Source organism: Pseudoalteromonas sp. BSi20439 (genome assembly GCF_000241165.1).
Lineage (GTDB): Bacteria > Pseudomonadota > Gammaproteobacteria > Enterobacterales > Alteromonadaceae > Pseudoalteromonas.
Map to the genome: position 1 here is coordinate 1 of NZ_BADW01000043.1, position 15,765 is coordinate 15,765.

Genomic DNA, 15,765 nt, shown 5'->3' on the forward strand with positions numbered 1-15,765 from the left:
TAAAAATAATATTTATATTGAGGTGGCAGATAACGGCTGTGGGATGGATGGCGACATACTTAAACAAATATTCGATCCTTTCTTTACCACTAAACCCGTAGGCCAAGGTACTGGTATGGGAATGGCTATAGTTTACAACATACTCAAAGAGCACAACGGTACTATAGAGGTTGAAAGTGAATTGGGTAAGGGGTCTTTAATACGTTGTGTAATACCTATTTCAACAAAGTGCATGTAAGCTTTAAACTTAAAGCTTACATGCAGCTGTACCTAAAATACTAAAATGCAGAGCTTATGTCACTTAGATACTTTGTAATAACAAGCATATTAATTTTAATGACCATGGTCACTGGTTTACTAGTTGGTTATCGCTACTTTTTTAGTTTACCTAACATTGAGCAAAGTATTGAAGATTACCAAAACAGAGAGTTACTAAGCGTAAAAATTGCCTTAGACCGTGAGTTTGTATTTTTAAAAACGCTAAATTATGATTACGCTGTGTGGGACGATAGTTATGAGTTTTTACAAACGCTAGGCTCTCGTTACATTAGCTCAAACTTTGTTGATGATACCTTTAAATCGTTGAAAATTGATGGCGTATTTATTTATGATATGAACTTTAATTTGGTTTACTCTAGAACACATAATTATGTACAAGTTAATGATTTTGATGCCCCTGAATTTAACTTACAAACACACAAAAAAAATAAATCAATTTTACCTCTCAACTATATCACCCCACAAAATAACAGCTTACAACATTCTGGTTTTTTAAAAACGCAATATGGACCAGTGATGTTTGCATCTCATATGATCAGAAAAACCAATAACACGGGTGAACAAATTGGCGCTATGGTTTTTATAAGAAAAGTACGCCCATCGTTTATACAAAAAATTGCCAGTGTGTCACAGGTTGACCTTACCCACTCTATTCCAGCCGATGGACAGTTTGATACGCACCTAAAAAAATTAACGGGTAGCTTACAAGGCGGTAAAATTGCTACTCAAAGGCGAAGAGTGTTACTCGACATTAATAATGAGCCACTTATGCTGATAGATATTAAACATTATCATCAACAACTACCTACTTTATTAGACCGTGATTTGTTGTTAACACTATTAATGTTTTTGCTTATTTCGTTGCTGGGCTTATTTATTATTAATCGTTATTTTATTCGTCCTTTAATAAGCGGAGCTGAGGCATTAAATAAAATGCTACTTCGTAACACGTTAAGCCCATTAAGAATGAGTAATCAGTTTTTAGAGCTGCAAGTTCTGATTAAAGGTTTTAACGCTTTGTTTATGCAAATAAGTGAAAAAAATAAAGAGCTTGAGAGAATTAGTAAGATAGATGGGCTCACTCATTTATTTAATCGTCGTGCATTTGATGAAATATTTGATCAGCAGTGGAGCGAAGCAAAAAATGAGCGTAGTACTTTAACGATATTACTGGTTGATGTGGATTTCTTTAAACAATTTAATGATGTGTATGGCCATCAAGCGGGTGATGCCGCACTGCAAAAAGTGGCTAATGTTTTAAATAAAACAGCGTTGCTTTATCAGGGGGTGGCAGCTCGTTACGGTGGCGAAGAGTTTATTCTTTTATTTAATCGACTCAGTGATGAACAAGGTGTTGAGGTATCAAACTTGTTGTTAAACGCCATTATTGATTTACATATTGATCATATTGGCTCTGATATACAAAATCAGCTAACTATTAGTATTGGCTGCGTGAGTATCAATGCAAACAGTATAATTGAGCAAAATATACAACCTAAATCGGTGATTAAAACAGCAGATGAGTTATTGTATCAAGCAAAAAAAGAGGGACGTAACCAGATTAGGTTTAAGTCGATTTAACTCGATACTTCTTGTCCGCCGTGTTGCTCAGCTAAATCATCAAGTTCGGCAACGGTATAATCAAATCCGCTTTCATCATATTCGTAGCTTACTTTAACGCTGTCGCCGCCATTGAAAAGGCGTGTTTTTACGTCATTGACTGGCCAATCTTTTAATTCGTGTAAAAAGCGGTTAGCCACTTGTGATGACTCAAATCGGTAACTAATCTCTGTTTTCATAAATAATAATACCCTGATAATTTTACCCCCGTAGTTTGTTGATTTTTACCAAGGAGTCAAGTTATCTACTTTAAAAGAGCAATAAATTATGACCTTATAGATACTTATCGGTCATAGTAATCTAAATTGGAGTGTTAACAGTATAAAGCTGTTTAAAAAACAATAACCATATAACAATAACGGAGTAGGCAATGAAACATTTAGTGACCTTAGTTGGGCTTATCGCTTTTTTAATGGTAGTACTACCGGGACCCCTTTATAAATTTAATATTGTTGAACTAGGCACTGCTTTTGCTGGTTTTAGATTAGGTGTTTATGTTGGTGGGGCAGCATTAGCCTTATTATTAGTTCAAGTGCTATTTATGCGTAAAACAGTAAGCCTAGCCAGTGCAGTGATCACGGTTATTTTTGCAGCTGTTGCTATTGCAATGCCGCTTAACATGATGAATACCGCAAAAAGTGTTCCGCCAATTCATGATATTTCTACCGATTTAATTAACCCACCTGAGTTTGTTGCGGTTGTGCCTTTGCGTGCTGATGCACCCAACCCTGTTGCTTACGCGGGTGAAGAAACTGCAGCGCAACAACGAAAAGCATATCCAGAGCTAAAACCGCTCGAGTACAACCAAACGCAACTAGAGTTAGTGGCAGCCACAACAAAAGCCATTGAAAACCTTGGTTGGGAACTGGTTAATAGTGATGTTAATAATGGTATTGTTGAAGCCACAGACACCACAACCTGGTTTGGCTTTAAAGATGATGTTGTCGTGCGTATTAACGACAAAGGCAGTAAGCGTGTGGTAGACATACGCAGTAAATCTCGCATTGGTAAAAGTGATTTAGGCAAAAATGCCCAGCGTATTAAAGCTCTGATTGACGAGTTAAACGCCGTTGTGGTGCAGTAATTGATAAAAATAGCCCAGCATTATGCTGGGTTTTTTGCAGTTGCTACGTCAGTTCATGTTCAGAGCTGATAATGCATACTGTGTGAGTTATAAATTTTAATAAACTATGGAGTTATTATGAAAACAGTCGGATATGCAGCAAAAAGCCAAGGTTCTGAACTTACAGAGTTTTCTTTTGAGCGCCGCGATTTACGAAATAACGATGTAGCAATAGAGATTTTATATTGTGGTGTCTGTCATTCAGACTTACACGCAGTGCGAAACGATTGGGGTGGCAGTAAATACCCATTAGTACCAGGGCACGAAATTGTTGGTAAAGTAATTTCGGTTGGTAGCGATGTTACTAAATATCAGCAAGGCGATACCGTTGCTGTAGGCTGTATGGTTGACTCATGTCAAAGCTGCGACCAATGTCATAATCACGAAGAGCAATTTTGTCGTGAAGGCATGGTTGGCACTTACAGTGGCAAAGACAGAATAAACGGTGAAATGACACAAGGTGGCTACTCTAAGCATGTTGTAGTTCGTGAAGAGTTTGTGCTTTCAGTACCTAAAAATCTAGAGCTATCGCGAGTGGCGCCTTTATTGTGCGCTGGCATTACTACTTACTCTCCGCTGCACAAATGGGGTGTTAAAAAAGGCAGCCGCGTTGCAGTTGTCGGCCTTGGTGGGCTTGGCCATATGGCGGTTAAAAATGCCGTGGCAATGGGTGCAACGGTTACTGTTATTGGCCGTACTGAATCTAAAAAAGAGGATGCTATTGAGCTAGGTGCACAGCACTATTTAGTGTCGAACAACGATGATGAAATGAAAAATGCACAATCAGCGTTTGATGTGATCATTGATACTATACCAGTAAAGCATGACCTATCACTGTATACACCGCTACTTGATATTGATGGCACGTTAGTGATTGTTGGCCAAGTAGGCCCTGTAGATGAGCTAAACACAGTGCCATTGTTAATGGGTCGTCGTCGTGTGGCAGGATCCTTGATTGGTGGTATTGCAGAAACACAGCAAATGCTCGATTTTTGTGGTGAGCACAATGTATTACCTGAATGTGAAATGATCAATATAGATGAAATTAACACCGCCTATGAGCGCATGGAACGCTCAGATGTGCGTTACCGTTTTGTTATTGATATGGCGTCGATTGACGTGTAATTAATTAAAGTAATGAATATAACAAGAGCCGCTATACGCGGCTCTTTTTATACTTAATACGCTGCAGCCGTTTGTTTCGCGTTATTATTGTTTATTTGTATAAAGCTTAGCCACCACATAAATAACCCGCCTAAAAATAGTGCTCCGGCAACATAGCCGGTCTGATTCGGTTGTGCACCTTGCGCAATAGCAATGCCACCCACCCAAGGGCCAATCGCGTTAGCAATGTTAAAAGCACATTGCACGAGAGCACCAATCATGGCATGGCCATTGGGCGATACATCCATTAACAGTGTTTGCACTAAAGTAGAAAGCCCTAAGCTACAACCAATAAAAAAGATCACCAGATAAAGTAAGTAAATATTATAGCTGGCACTCACATACGCAAATGCAAAAATAATAGTTGAGGCAAGGGTTAGTCCCGTGGTTTTAATTGCCGATTTATCAGCTGCTTTTCCTAGTAGGTAGTTACCGAGTGTGGAGCCAATACCAAACATCACCATCGCAATTGAAATGGTGTACGCGGGTGATTGGGTTACATCTAAAATAGTGTCGGCGACATAAGTATAAATACAAAACACGCCACCAAAACCAATAATAACAATACCCAAAATAGACCAAACCAGTTTATTTTTTAATACCCCTAACTCGTTAAGTAAATTAGACTTATGAGTGTTTTTAACATTGGGTACCACATAATAAACAAAAATAAAGGCAATAAACGCCAGTACACCTGCCCCAGCTAAACAATAGCGCCAGCTCAAGTTTTGCCCAACGAGGGTTACTACGGGTACGCCTACAATGGTTGCGACCGTCAGCCCCATAAATACTTTTGACATAAAGCTAGCACGCTTTCCAACAGGCGCTATATCTGAGGCCAATAACAAGGCTGCGCCAAAATATGCGCCATGGGGTAAACCACTTAAAAACCTAAAGAGCACCAGTTGTTCTAATGAGCTAGCTAAGGCGCTTAAACTATTAGCAATACACATTAAACTTAAAAATAGTAACAGCGCTTTTTGTTTACGCATGTTGGCTGTTGCCAACATTAAAATAGGCGCGCCAACAACCACCCCCAGAGCATAAGCACTAATGGCATAACCACTTTGTGATGGGGTACTAGCAAATGCTTCACTAATTAATGGCAACATAGGCATCATAGAAAATTCAGATAAACCCAAAATAAAAGTGCCTAGTGCAAGCACTACTAAAATAGCGGCTCTATTGGGCTGACTCGACGGCGATATAATATCAACGGCCATGTAAAATCCTTGAAGGTATTGAATAAAATTTGATAACAAATAAAACGCCTGTATGTTTAAAAAATAAAACACACTCGTTTATTTAAAATTGAATATGGGAATGAGGAATAAAGAGGCAGGCATTTTAAATTAAAAGCCTTCCCCAGTCATGGCCTAAACCATAATTAAAGATGAATAAAATTTAACTTGAGCCAACCAAAGGATGGCTAAGTAAGTCAGCAAAGTATTAACGCAATATAAAATAAGCAGTGTTAAATTTAAAATGTAATGCTAACTTGGCTTTTTGCGTGCTATGGATGATATTTGTAAAGTAAGCATTACTTTTAAAAGCAGGATAAAGGCAATGAAAGCAGAATTAAATTTAAAACAACGCCAAATTAAAAATACTAGCTACTTAGCTAAATGTACCTTGATTTGGTTACTCACCTTAGCGTTATGTAGCTTTGGCCCGACATTAATTTGGGATCGCGCAGAGATAATTAGCGGCTTTTTTATAGTTGTAAATGTAATAGCCGGCATTGTAATGATTTTGGCTAACAAACGTTACTTACAGGGGATGGATGAGCTGATGCAAAAAATACATCTCAGTGCCATGGGGTTTACCCTAGGTGCAATATTGGTAGGTGGGCTTGCGTACACTAATTTGCAATTGAGTGGCTTAATTGATTTTAAAGCACAGATACCCGATTTAATGTTTTTAATGGGAGCAGTGTATTTAATTAGCGTGTATGTGCTTAACAAACACTATTGTGCAGGTGATGAATGAAAAACCGATTAAAGGTATTAAGAGCCGAGCATAACTACACCCAAGCAAGGTTGGCCGAGCTGCTAGATGTTTCTCGCCAAACTATTAATGCGATTGAAAAAGGTAAGTTTGACCCCAGCTTGCCACTGGCCTTTAAAGCTGCGAGGTTGTTTGAGTTAAAAATAGAAGATATTTTTGACGACGAACAGGGTTAAAAATTAACAAAGTGCGACAATATGTCGCGCTTTTTAGATTGCTACAGCAAGTATAATTTACCCACAAAAATTTTGTGGTAAATCAATAATGACTGATAAAAAAAATTCTTTAACCTCTTATTTATTATCCCCTTTAGCGCTTGTTATAAGTAGCGTATTATCGCCAGTTGCTTTTGCAGATGACACCTCAATTGAAGTGATTGAAGTGCACGGCCAAGCACAAAATAAACACCTATCATTAGGCTCATCTGAATCGCTATTAACCGATTTAGGAGTGGACTTTTCAGCCGCCGGTGGCATGGCCAATTTACCTGTTTTAAATGGTTTAATGGGCGATAGAGTGGCGGTACTGGTTGATGGGGCGCAAATCACCGCCGCCTGTGCTAACCAAATGAACCCGCCACTGTCTTATATTTCAGCTAATCAAATTAGTAGCTACAAAGTGGTTGCAGGTGTTTCTCCAGTAAGCGCGGGAGGCGATAATATTGCAGGTGTGATTGCTGTTAATTCTATTTCACCTCAGTACAGTGAAAGTAGCGAACTTGCATGGCATTCAGGTTATGTGTCAGCCCAGTACAACACCCTTGATAACGCCAAAAAGGTCGGCGCAGGTATGCGCATTGCCAGCGATGTACTCAGTTTTAATTATCAAGGTGCGTTTAGCGATGCTAACAGCTATGAAGATGGTAACGGCGATTTAGTGCTCGATACCCTATACCGCGCGCAAAACCATAGTTTAAGTGCTGCCATGCGCGATGATAAGCAACAATTAGTGGTTAAGCTAAGCCATCAAAAAATACCCTATCAAGGCTTTGCTAATCAATATATGGATATGACAGATAACACCAGCTATGGCGCTGTTGCTCAGTATCAACGTGCTTTTACAAGCAGTGAGCTTGAAGCGCAGTTAAATTGGCATAACGTAAAGCATGAAATGGGGTTTTTTAGCGCAGAAAAAGCCGGAAAAATGCCTATGAAAACCGATGCTGAGGATATAAGCACCCAGTTAAAATGGCGACTAGCGCTTGATAACAACAGCCAGTTACTACTCGCGCAAGAGTATCACCACATGAAATTAGAGGACTGGTGGCCTGCAGTTGAGGGCTCAATGATGATGGGACCAAATGACTATAACAATATTAATAATGGCCGGCGTCAGCGTATTGCAGTGCTTGCTGAATATGAAAGCCAACTAAATACTCGCTGGTGGTTAAATGCAGGTATTCGATTTGAAAATGTAATGACCAACACTGATGATGTGCAAGCATATAGTGCAGGCATGGCTGCAATGAATGCAATGGCCATGGCGATGCCAAGTGATGCAATGGCGGCTAAAAAGTTTAATAACCAAAGTAAAAAACAAACAGATAATTTAGTTGATGCAAACGTGCTGATTAATTATCAACTAAGCAATAACGACGAGCTGCAAATCGGCCTAGCCCGTAAAAATCGTGCGCCTAATTTATACGAACGCTACAGCTGGGGCGTAGGTAATATGGCCACCACCATGATTGGATGGTATGGCGATGGCAATGGCTATATTGGTAATATAAACCTTAAACCAGAAACCGCACACACGCTTAGCAGCACGTACACCCGTATGGCAAAAGACGACAGCTGGCGTATAAGTGCTAATGCGTGGGTGAGCGACGTGAATGACTATATTGATGCCAACATAGTAAGAAGCTTTAACCGCACAGCGCTTGCTGCCAATACCCGTAATGTACTTATATTTAATAACCTAGATGCTACGCTTTATGGTGTAAAGCTAGATGCGGTTTTAGCACTGCACGAGTCTAAGCACTATGGTAGCTGGTCATTAAAAGCGGATATTACCAACACCCGTGGTAAGCGCGATGATACCAATCAGCCGCTTTATCAAATCAAGCCGCTGCAAAGCCAATTTGCCATTAACCAGCAAGTTGGCCGCTTTGAAAACGCACTCACGTGGCAGTGGGTCGATAGTAAAACTCGCGTAGATAGCAACCGCCTAGAAAACCAAACTGAGCAGTACCATTTACTTAATTTAAGCTCAAAAGCCAGTTGGGATGCATTGACCGTAAGTGTTGATATTACCAATCTGCTTGATGAGTATTATGAATTACCATTAGGTGGCGTGAGTATTGCGGAGTTTAAACAAGACATGTCGCAGGGCTTTAACCAATTGGCAGGGCAGGGGCGCTCAATAAATTTAGCCATGAGTTACGCGTTTTAAGATGAGAGAGTAAGTTAGTGCGAGCTGTCAGATTCGATTTTTGGTTAATCGAGTCTGACGGTTAATTACTATTAATTTTTTAAGTCTGCTTGTGACAAAAATCTATAAACTGCGTTAGCAGCGGATTTTTGTATTTGTCTTTATGCATCACTAACCAAAACTGTCTTTGCATGGAGTGGTTTAAGTTAAGCTGCGTAACGCGGCCATCTTTTAGGGCATATTGTGCGGCGAGTGATGATAAGCATCCTAAACCCAAGCCATTCGCTACACAGTTTATAAGCGCTTCAGTGGTGTTGAGCTCCACGCTTTGTGCCCAATTTTTTATATGTGGTGCAAGGCTATGTAAAAAGAAGGAACGCGAGCTAGAGCCCGTCTCTCTTAATACCCATTGGCTACTATTTAAGTCGTTAAAGCTAAGTTGCTTTTTTGCAGCCAGTGGGTGGTTTATTGGCGCAATAATACACATAGCGTCATGGCTAAACACATTAGAGACTAAATCGCCTTGATGGGCTTGGCCTTCAATAAGTGCTATATCGAGCTCGTAATCTATAAGCTTTTGACAAATAAGCGCCGAATTAGAAATCAGTATTTGTTGCGAGTAATGCTGTTGCTGCGCTCTGAATTTGCTTAGTAAAGCAGGCAATAGATGATTACCTATAGTATCGCTGGCACCAATTTTTAAGGTTCCGCTGGCAGGGGCGTTGTCTAAAAACAAGGTGTCGATAGTGTTTGCCCGATTTAATAGCTCATCAGCGAGGGGCAGTAGCTTTTGCCCTTCTTGATTTAATAGTAATCGGTTATTTACACGATCAAATAACGGATGGCCTAACTGCTTTTCAAGTTCGCTAAGCGCCATACTCACCGCCGCTTTAGATAAAAACAATGACTCAGACGCCGCTGTAAGTGTGTTGTGCTGGGTTATGCCTACAAACACCTTGAGCTGTTTAAGGGAAATATTCATGATTTTATGTTTGGTTTATATGAACGAGTGTTCTATATAATTAGATTTAATTAAACGAAATGCAAGCGTAAACTTCTCTGTAAGTTACAACCACAGGGTGGAATAGAGATGTTTAAACATATAAAAACAAAAGTATCAGGTGCACCAACACCAATGGGCGGCTTGGCATTAGGTATTGCCAGCCTAGGTTGGGCTTGGGAGAGTATGTTTAGCCTAAATGGCGTAGCACAATATACAGGCGCCGCTATTGCGAGCGTATTATTGCTATTGTTAACACTTAAGTTTTTATTGCATCCTCAGCTGCTTAAAGCCGATTTAGCCCACCCAGTTGTAGGCAGTGTGGTGCCTACTTTTGCTATGGCTACTTTAGTGGTGTCTAATTCTTTAGGGCAGTTTTACTCCCTTGCGGGAGATATGCTTTGGGTTGGTGCATTTTTATTACATGTGGTGTTTTTAATCAGTTTTATTACTCATCGAGTGATTGAATTTAAAATTGAGCATATGGTGCCAAGCTGGTTTGTACCGCCGGTTGGGATCATCGTTGCCGATGTGGCGTTTTCAGGGAATCCGGCACTGCTGTTTTTAGCGCAAGGGGCGCTTTACTTTGGCATGTTGATGTACGCAGTTATGTTGCCTATGATGATTTACAGAATCATTTTTGCAGCTCACATTCCTGATGCTGCACAGCCTACACTAGCTATTTTAGCTGCGCCAGCAAGTTTATCGTTAGCTGGTTACTTTACAGTGAACAGCGAGCCGTCACCGGTTATTATTGGCTTGTTATTTGGAATTGCAGTACTGATGACCTTTATAATTTATGTCGCATTTTTTAAATTACTGCGCCGTCCATTTTGCCCAGGTTACGCTGCGTTTACTTTTCCTGTGGTCATTGGTGCTACCGCGTTATTTAAACTTGCCGCATGGATGCATACAGTGGGAATTGATTTGCAGTTTGTTAAGCAAATACAGTATTTAGCAACGTTTGAATTGATTGTGGCCAGTGGGGTAGTTTGCTATGTGGCGGTTCGTTATTTGGCTCATTTTAAGTTTTTTAACACTCAATTTAAGCCTCTTACCCTATCGCAATAATGATTAAACGCTTGTTTGCACTACCTCGGTAGCCCCGTGCTCAATTGCTTGTTCGGCATCTTGCTCAGCAAGCTTTGCGCGCTCTGCTTTTGAAACATAAGCCGGTTTGTTGCTTTTATGCAGCTTTGCATTAGCACGCTTATCTTTGTTATTAAATTTTGTAATGATCTTTTTTCTGCGATTCATGATTCACCTCGTAATTTTGAGCTGCGCATTATACAGGCATCTTGTTCAAAGCTGTTAGATAAATTATAAGCTTTGCTTGTGGGTCTGCCGCAAAGCGCTGTTTGTCACTTTACAAGGAGGTTATAATTAGTGTTCTTTGTTGTTAATTAAATGGAATCTGTTTTGAACAAGCTAGCTTTAGCAAGTATTGCCTTATGTGCATTTAGCGCTCATGCACAATTAAATAAACACAGTGAAAGCGTGGCCGATTACGCAGTTAATAACTATCAAAATGCACAGGTGCATACGCTTACTAATTTAGTATCGTTCCCTACGGTTAATAAAAGTGAGATCAGCGCACCACAAAACCCCGACTTTATAGGCTTTAAAGCGTTATTAAAAATGAAAGCCGCTGAACTTGGCTTTGACTACCAAGATTTAGGCTATACCGTACTCATAGGCATGGGTGAGCAAAAAGAAAAAGTAACCATAGTGACTCACGGTGATGTACAACCTGCAAACGCCAGCAAATGGAAACAAAGCCCATTTATTATTGATACCTCAGAGCCGGGTAAATTAGTTGGCCGAGGTACCGAAGACGATAAAGGCGCTATAGCCACCGCTTTATATGCGATGAAAGCCATAAAAGATAAAGGTATAACCCTTGATAACCGCATTGAGCTGATGGTTTATTTAGCCGAGGAATCTGATTGGGGGCCTTTAACCGAATTTATGAAAACTTATGAGCAACCAAAGTATGCGGTCACCATTGATGCCTCATATCCCGTGGTGGTTGCTGAAAAAGGCTGGAGCTTAATTTCGCCTACGTTTGCAGCTACATCAGCGCAAACCGGTGTGTATGTAAGTAATCTTACGGGTGGTGCCTTTGCGAGCCAAATTCCTGAAGATGCCAGCTTAACCTTGCATAACGCCAGTGCTGAATTAGTGACTCAATTAAAACAAACCGCCACGGCTCTTAAGCAAGTAGAATTTACCTTTAACGAACAAATAGATGGAACTTTAATTAGTGTAAAAGGGGTATCGGCACATTCATCTGAACCAGAATCAGGCGTTAATGCCATTACTTATTTGGCTGAACTATTTAAAGCCGTTGAGCTTGAAAACAACAGTGATGGGCAGCTCATTAAGTTTGTAAATCAGCTAATAGGCCTAGATATATACGGTAAACAATTTGGTGATATTGCGTATAAACATGACTTTATGGGGCCAATGACAGTAGCGCCCACGGTTATTGAACGAGACGGTAATAACCTAACGTTAGCGGTTAATGCTCGTCGCCCTATGGGTAAAGAGGCTGACTTACTTGAGCAGCAAATTAATAGTGCGCTTACCCAATGGCAAGCTGATAATAAAGTAACATTGGCAAATGTTAAAACTACCATTGGCACACCCATGCTGCTTGATGGAGCGCCTCATGCGCAGAAGTTACTTGATATTTTTAAACATTTTACTGGCGATCAAGACGCAGGTTTTGTGTCGATTGGTGGTGGTACCAACGCTAAATTATTTGATAATGCCGTATCGTTTGGCCCATCAATGCCGGGTAAACGCTACACAGGTCACTCAGAGCATGAATTTATTACGCTTGAGCAACTAGCACTTAATTTACGTATGTACACCGCAATGATGATAGAGCTGGGTAATATGTAATTTGGGTTATTGCATAGCAAATACGAAAAAACCGCCTTTGCGGCGGTTTTTTTATAACAACTAAATGTTATTGAAAATTAACGTCTGGTAAGCACTCAAAGCCTGGTTTGGCAAACAAGTAGCCTTGCATTAAATCAATGCCGGCATTTTTTAACCAGTGATATTCATCAACTGTTTCAATGCCCTCAGCCAGTGCCATTACGTTTAGCTCTTTAAACATATTTAAGCAGTTACGCACAATAGTTTGGCGTTTTGTATCTTTGTCGATATCGCGTATAAGTGCCATATCGAGTTTAATAATATCTGTTTGAAAATCAGCTAGTAAGTTTAATCCAGAGTAGCCTGAGCCAAAGTCATCGGTGGCTGTTTTAAAGCCCAGCTCTTGGTAGTAGCTTACAACCCGTTCAACGTGGCTGCTATCCTCTATTTTTTCAACTTCAGTAAATTCAAACATAATATTAGTTGTAGGGAAGTTGTACTTTTTAGCCGCTTCTAGGGTGGTACGAATACAGCGCTCAGGCTTATAAATAGCGTTGGGTAAAAAGTTAATGCTTAGCATGGTGTTTATGCCTAGCTTAGAGGCAAGCGCAATGGCTTTTATTCTACACAGTTGATCAAAGGTATAGCGATTGTCGTCGTTTACTTGGGAAATAATAGAGAAAGCCGACTCGTTGTTTAAACCACGAACTAAAGCCTCATACCCATAAATAGTGTTATTTTGACAACTTATAATAGGCTGAAATGCCATGGTAAAGTCAAAGTCTAGCTCGCTAGAATCAGCGCAGTTGCTACAAGATACTTTTTCGCAACTTTGTGATTTTTCGTTCATTCATCCACCTTTTTTATTAACCCACACTAAAAGGTGGTTAAGTTTTGGTAATCCTAACAAAGTATTGAGATTTTACATAATTATATTAGCTAACATTAATGTAACTCATAATTAAGTTTTTATTCAACTCATGAAAAATCAGCAATAAGGTTATGCTTATATAACCTTATTGCTACGCTAAAAGTATAGTAGGTTTGCAAAATTAGTTAAGTGTTGCGGTTAGTTTTATGCTGGTATTGAGTAATTTAGAGATAGGGCAGCCTTTTTTAGTGTCTTCACACAGGGTTTGAAATTGCTCATTTGAAATATCAGCAACTTTTGCATTCACCACTAATTCAATTTCACTCACTGCAAAGCCATCGTCTACTTCATCTAAGCTTACAGTCGCTTTGGTGTTTATATCGTCAGCAGTATAACCCGCATCTCCTAACGCCAGCGATAACGCCATGCTAAAGCAAGCACTGTGGGCTGCACCAACTAACTCCTCTGGGTTAGAGCCGGGTTTATCTTCAAAGCGGGTATTAAACCCATACGGCTGGTTATCGAGTGCGCCGCTTTGAGTTGAAATAGTGCCTTTACCACTTTTAATATCGCCAGACCAATTTGAGCTTGCCGTTTTTTTGATTGTCATCATGTTCTCCTTGTTGTGATTAATGTAAATTTTTCAGCATTGATATCGGTTGTATGTAAATTTATCCGATAATTGCTGAAAAATGTACGCAGTAATATGGAGGGTGCAAGATAAACGCCAATCTCTATTTGCTACGTTTACATCGCTGTGAACAATAAATAACGTTATCCCAGTCTCGTTGCCATTTTTTTCTCCATGCAAAAGGTTTGTTACACACAGGGCATATTTTTTCAGGTAGGGTTAGTTTTTTATGTGCCATGATTATTTGCCTGATTGCTTTTTGGTTTTACGTACCGAGGGAGTGATGGCTACATGTTTTTTAAGTATGGCATGAATAGCACGTTTAACCTCGCTACGCTCTCGGTATTGCCATAATCGCTCGCGTGCCTCTTTAGATGCCTGAGTTAAATCAAGCATGGGCTCTGGGTAATCTTCACCAAGTTTAAAGTCATTAAATAATGCTTCCATGGGCGTTTGTTCCCAAGGTTGATGTAAATATTCAATGGGGAGCTTTTCAAGCTCGGGGCACCATTTTTTTATAAATGCGCCGGTTGGGTCTTGATCCTCCGATTGCTTAATTGGGTTGTAATGACGAATAGTATTAATACCGGTGACAGAGGCTTGCATTTGAATTTGCGGATAATGAATACCTGGCTCAAAGTCTAAAAAGTAATTAGCCAGCGGAAAACTTGCCTGTTGCCAGCTGATGTTTAAATGATGGGTTACAAAGCTCACCAGCATAGCGCGCATTCTAAAGTTAATATAACCGGTGGCTTTTAAACAGCGCATGCAGGCATCAATAATAGGAATACCAGTTTGCCCCTGTGCCCAGCGTTCAATATCGCTAGTAACCTTAGCGTCATCACGATACGGAAATGCATGGTAACCCGGATTTAAGGCTTTAAATTCCATGCTGCATTCGCTTTCAAACTTTTGCATAAAATGGCAATGCCAATGCAGGCGAGATACAAACACAGCAAGCGGACGCTTCCAGCCTTTTTTATCGGGATGGGTTGAATGGTATGCGTCTATCGCCATTTGATACACCTGCCTAAGACTAATATTGCCCCAGGCTAAATAGGGCGAAAGCCTAGAGCAATGCGTGCGGCTTAAGCTTGGGCTGGATATTCCTTTTTGATAACCCTTACCGCGTTCAGCAAAAAAGCTTTGCATAACATCGCGGGCAAGTCGCGGCCCTCCGAGTTGAAAATTGTCATCGTCAGTCGTGTAATTGTCTGGTAATTCTGGCGATTGGTAGTGTGTGAGTGTCACTGTTTTAATGTGTTTCCAATCTGGGATGGCAATTGGCGCTTGCATTGTTTGTTGCCAGCATTCATTCCAATTATTGCGATTTTTTTTACCCCGAATGACAGCCCCCGTTGGTGACTCTAACCAGTTAATCTGATTATGTTGGCACCATGCTTTAATCGCTTTATCGCGCTCAAATGTATTATTTAAGCCGATTTCTTGGTGACTAAAGAGATTAATTATTTCAAACTGGGTGAGTAGCTCTTCAAGCAACGACTGCATATTTTGTTTAAATATGTACACGCAGCTATTAAAGCGATCAAGTTGTTGGTTTAAATCACATAGTGACTGATACACAAAGCGCCAATGTCGCTCGTTATAATGAGCATCTTCGAGTAACAGCGGCTCAAAGTTGTACAGCAATAATGTTGGAAGCCCATTGCTAAACGCATGTTTAAGCGGTTGATGATCGCTTAAGCGTAAATCGCGTTTAAACCAGACAATGTTTATTTTTTGGCGCATGAAATTAAACTATTTGCTAACGGTGTAGTATTAATGAAGATCCAATCTATAAGTACGTATTGCCT

General features: G+C 40.1%; 17 protein-coding genes. 9 read left to right on the forward strand and 8 right to left on the reverse strand.

What is annotated here, in order from left to right:
- Together P20439_RS03385 and P20439_RS03390 are read left to right on the forward strand one after the other, a co-directional pair.
- Positions 1–238, forward strand: a 238-nt coding sequence (locus tag P20439_RS03385) for a sensor histidine kinase (protein ID WP_036932834.1), incomplete at its 5' end; no start/stop codon positions are given.
- A 56-nt stretch (positions 239–294) separates the two neighbouring features.
- Positions 295–1,860 (forward strand): diguanylate cyclase, encoded by a 1,566-nt coding sequence (locus P20439_RS03390; protein WP_238529416.1) that lies wholly within the window; start codon positions 295–297, stop codon positions 1,858–1,860.
- Here the strand turns inward: P20439_RS03390 and P20439_RS03395 are convergent.
- A complete protein-coding gene (locus tag P20439_RS03395; RefSeq protein WP_008108632.1) occupies positions 1,857–2,078 on the reverse strand; it encodes a hypothetical protein in 222 nt (73 codons plus the stop codon). The two genes, P20439_RS03390 and P20439_RS03395, sit on opposite strands and share 4 nt — an antisense overlap.
- Before the next feature lie 191 nt (positions 2,079–2,269).
- Between P20439_RS03395 and P20439_RS03400 the strand changes: the two genes are divergently transcribed.
- Entirely contained in the window at positions 2,270–2,983 is a 714-nt protein-coding gene (locus P20439_RS03400) for a DUF1499 domain-containing protein (protein ID WP_008108625.1), read from the forward strand.
- 117 nt (positions 2,984–3,100) lie between these two features.
- Positions 3,101–4,147 carry an NAD(P)-dependent alcohol dehydrogenase gene (locus P20439_RS03405; protein ID WP_008108622.1) on the forward strand — a complete coding sequence of 349 codons (1,047 nt, stop codon included), beginning with the start codon at positions 3,101–3,103 and terminating at the stop codon, positions 4,145–4,147.
- Between the two features lie 53 nt (positions 4,148–4,200).
- Here P20439_RS03405 and P20439_RS03410 read toward each other — a convergent pair whose 3' ends face one another.
- On the reverse strand, positions 4,201–5,409 hold the full coding sequence (locus P20439_RS03410; RefSeq protein WP_008464656.1) for an MFS transporter: 1,209 nt from the start codon (positions 5,407–5,409) through the stop codon (positions 4,201–4,203).
- A gap of 343 nt (positions 5,410–5,752) precedes the next feature.
- On the opposite strand from P20439_RS03410, the gene P20439_RS03415 reads away from it, so the two are divergent.
- From P20439_RS03415 to P20439_RS03425, 3 genes are all read left to right on the forward strand, one after another.
- Positions 5,753–6,175: a hypothetical protein gene (locus P20439_RS03415; RefSeq protein ID WP_238529419.1), complete on the forward strand. Its 423-nt coding sequence runs from the start codon at positions 5,753–5,755 to the stop codon at positions 6,173–6,175.
- Positions 6,172–6,369, forward strand: a complete 198-nt coding sequence (locus tag P20439_RS03420) for a helix-turn-helix transcriptional regulator (RefSeq protein ID WP_008108814.1) — start codon at positions 6,172–6,174, stop codon at positions 6,367–6,369. The genes P20439_RS03415 and P20439_RS03420 overlap by 4 nt, the downstream gene beginning before the upstream one ends.
- Positions 6,370–6,457: 88 nt before the next feature.
- Complete coding sequence (locus P20439_RS03425) at positions 6,458–8,584, forward strand: TonB-dependent siderophore receptor (RefSeq protein ID WP_008108811.1); 2,127 nt, start codon at positions 6,458–6,460, stop codon at positions 8,582–8,584.
- A 79-nt stretch (positions 8,585–8,663) separates the two neighbouring features.
- Here the strand turns inward: P20439_RS03425 and P20439_RS03430 are convergent, their stop codons facing one another.
- Positions 8,664–9,545, reverse strand: a complete 882-nt coding sequence (locus P20439_RS03430; protein WP_008108810.1) for a LysR family transcriptional regulator — start codon at positions 9,543–9,545, stop codon at positions 8,664–8,666.
- Between the two features lie 108 nt (positions 9,546–9,653).
- On the opposite strand from P20439_RS03430, the gene P20439_RS03435 reads away from it, so the two are divergent.
- Positions 9,654–10,634, forward strand: a complete 981-nt coding sequence (locus P20439_RS03435; protein ID WP_008464659.1) for a TDT family transporter — start codon at positions 9,654–9,656, stop codon at positions 10,632–10,634.
- A 3-nt stretch (positions 10,635–10,637) separates the two neighbouring features.
- Here the strand turns inward: P20439_RS03435 and P20439_RS03440 are convergent, their stop codons facing one another.
- Complete coding sequence (locus tag P20439_RS03440; RefSeq protein ID WP_008108806.1) at positions 10,638–10,820, reverse strand: DUF2986 domain-containing protein; 183 nt, start codon at positions 10,818–10,820, stop codon at positions 10,638–10,640.
- Positions 10,821–10,982: 162 nt separating this feature from the next.
- On the opposite strand from P20439_RS03440, the gene P20439_RS03445 reads away from it, so the two are divergent.
- Positions 10,983–12,470, forward strand: a complete 1,488-nt coding sequence (locus tag P20439_RS03445; protein ID WP_008464660.1) for a dipeptidase — start codon at positions 10,983–10,985, stop codon at positions 12,468–12,470.
- Positions 12,471–12,537: 67 nt separating this feature from the next.
- Here the strand turns inward: P20439_RS03445 and P20439_RS03450 are convergent, their stop codons facing one another.
- The 4 genes from P20439_RS03450 to P20439_RS03460 all read right to left on the reverse strand — a co-directional run bounded on the left by P20439_RS03450 (position 12,538) and on the right by P20439_RS03460 (position 15,700).
- On the reverse strand, positions 12,538–13,299 hold the full coding sequence (locus P20439_RS03450) for an EAL domain-containing protein (protein ID WP_008108802.1): 762 nt from the start codon (positions 13,297–13,299) through the stop codon (positions 12,538–12,540).
- A gap of 202 nt (positions 13,300–13,501) precedes the next feature.
- Positions 13,502–13,930: an OsmC family protein gene (locus tag P20439_RS03455; protein ID WP_008108801.1), complete on the reverse strand. Its 429-nt coding sequence runs from the start codon at positions 13,928–13,930 to the stop codon at positions 13,502–13,504.
- A 124-nt stretch (positions 13,931–14,054) separates the two neighbouring features.
- On the reverse strand, positions 14,055–14,189 hold the full coding sequence (locus P20439_RS18120) for a DUF2256 domain-containing protein (RefSeq protein WP_008108799.1): 135 nt from the start codon (positions 14,187–14,189) through the stop codon (positions 14,055–14,057).
- A 2-nt stretch (positions 14,190–14,191) separates the two neighbouring features.
- Entirely contained in the window at positions 14,192–15,700 is a 1,509-nt protein-coding gene (locus P20439_RS03460; protein ID WP_008464662.1) for a cryptochrome/deoxyribodipyrimidine photo-lyase family protein, read from the reverse strand.
- Between the last annotated feature and the right edge of the window lie 65 nt (positions 15,701–15,765).

What these genes read in the sequence shown, in the direction of transcription:
- P20439_RS03390 (WP_238529416.1), top strand. Translation starts at nt 295, where the DNA reads ATGTCACTTAGATACTTTGTAATAACAAGCATATTAATTTTAATGACC.
- P20439_RS03450 (WP_008108802.1), bottom strand. Translation starts at nt 13,299, where the DNA reads ATGAACGAAAAATCACAAAGTTGCGAAAAAGTATCTTGTAGCAACTGC.
- P20439_RS18120 (WP_008108799.1), bottom strand. Translation starts at nt 14,189, where the DNA reads ATGGCACATAAAAAACTAACCCTACCTGAAAAAATATGCCCTGTGTGT.
- P20439_RS03425 (WP_008108811.1), top strand. Translation starts at nt 6,458, where the DNA reads ATGACTGATAAAAAAAATTCTTTAACCTCTTATTTATTATCCCCTTTA.
- P20439_RS03460 (WP_008464662.1), bottom strand. Translation starts at nt 15,700, where the DNA reads ATGCGCCAAAAAATAAACATTGTCTGGTTTAAACGCGATTTACGCTTA.
- P20439_RS03395 (WP_008108632.1), bottom strand. Translation starts at nt 2,078, where the DNA reads ATGAAAACAGAGATTAGTTACCGATTTGAGTCATCACAAGTGGCTAAC.
- P20439_RS03410 (WP_008464656.1), bottom strand. Translation starts at nt 5,409, where the DNA reads ATGGCCGTTGATATTATATCGCCGTCGAGTCAGCCCAATAGAGCCGCT.
- P20439_RS03430 (WP_008108810.1), bottom strand. Translation starts at nt 9,545, where the DNA reads ATGAATATTTCCCTTAAACAGCTCAAGGTGTTTGTAGGCATAACCCAG.
- P20439_RS03420 (WP_008108814.1), top strand. Translation starts at nt 6,172, where the DNA reads ATGAAAAACCGATTAAAGGTATTAAGAGCCGAGCATAACTACACCCAA.
- P20439_RS03405 (WP_008108622.1), top strand. Translation starts at nt 3,101, where the DNA reads ATGAAAACAGTCGGATATGCAGCAAAAAGCCAAGGTTCTGAACTTACA.
- P20439_RS03415 (WP_238529419.1), top strand. Translation starts at nt 5,753, where the DNA reads ATGAAAGCAGAATTAAATTTAAAACAACGCCAAATTAAAAATACTAGC.
- P20439_RS03455 (WP_008108801.1), bottom strand. Translation starts at nt 13,930, where the DNA reads ATGACAATCAAAAAAACGGCAAGCTCAAATTGGTCTGGCGATATTAAA.
- P20439_RS03440 (WP_008108806.1), bottom strand. Translation starts at nt 10,820, where the DNA reads ATGAATCGCAGAAAAAAGATCATTACAAAATTTAATAACAAAGATAAG.
- P20439_RS03435 (WP_008464659.1), top strand. Translation starts at nt 9,654, where the DNA reads ATGTTTAAACATATAAAAACAAAAGTATCAGGTGCACCAACACCAATG.
- P20439_RS03400 (WP_008108625.1), top strand. Translation starts at nt 2,270, where the DNA reads ATGAAACATTTAGTGACCTTAGTTGGGCTTATCGCTTTTTTAATGGTA.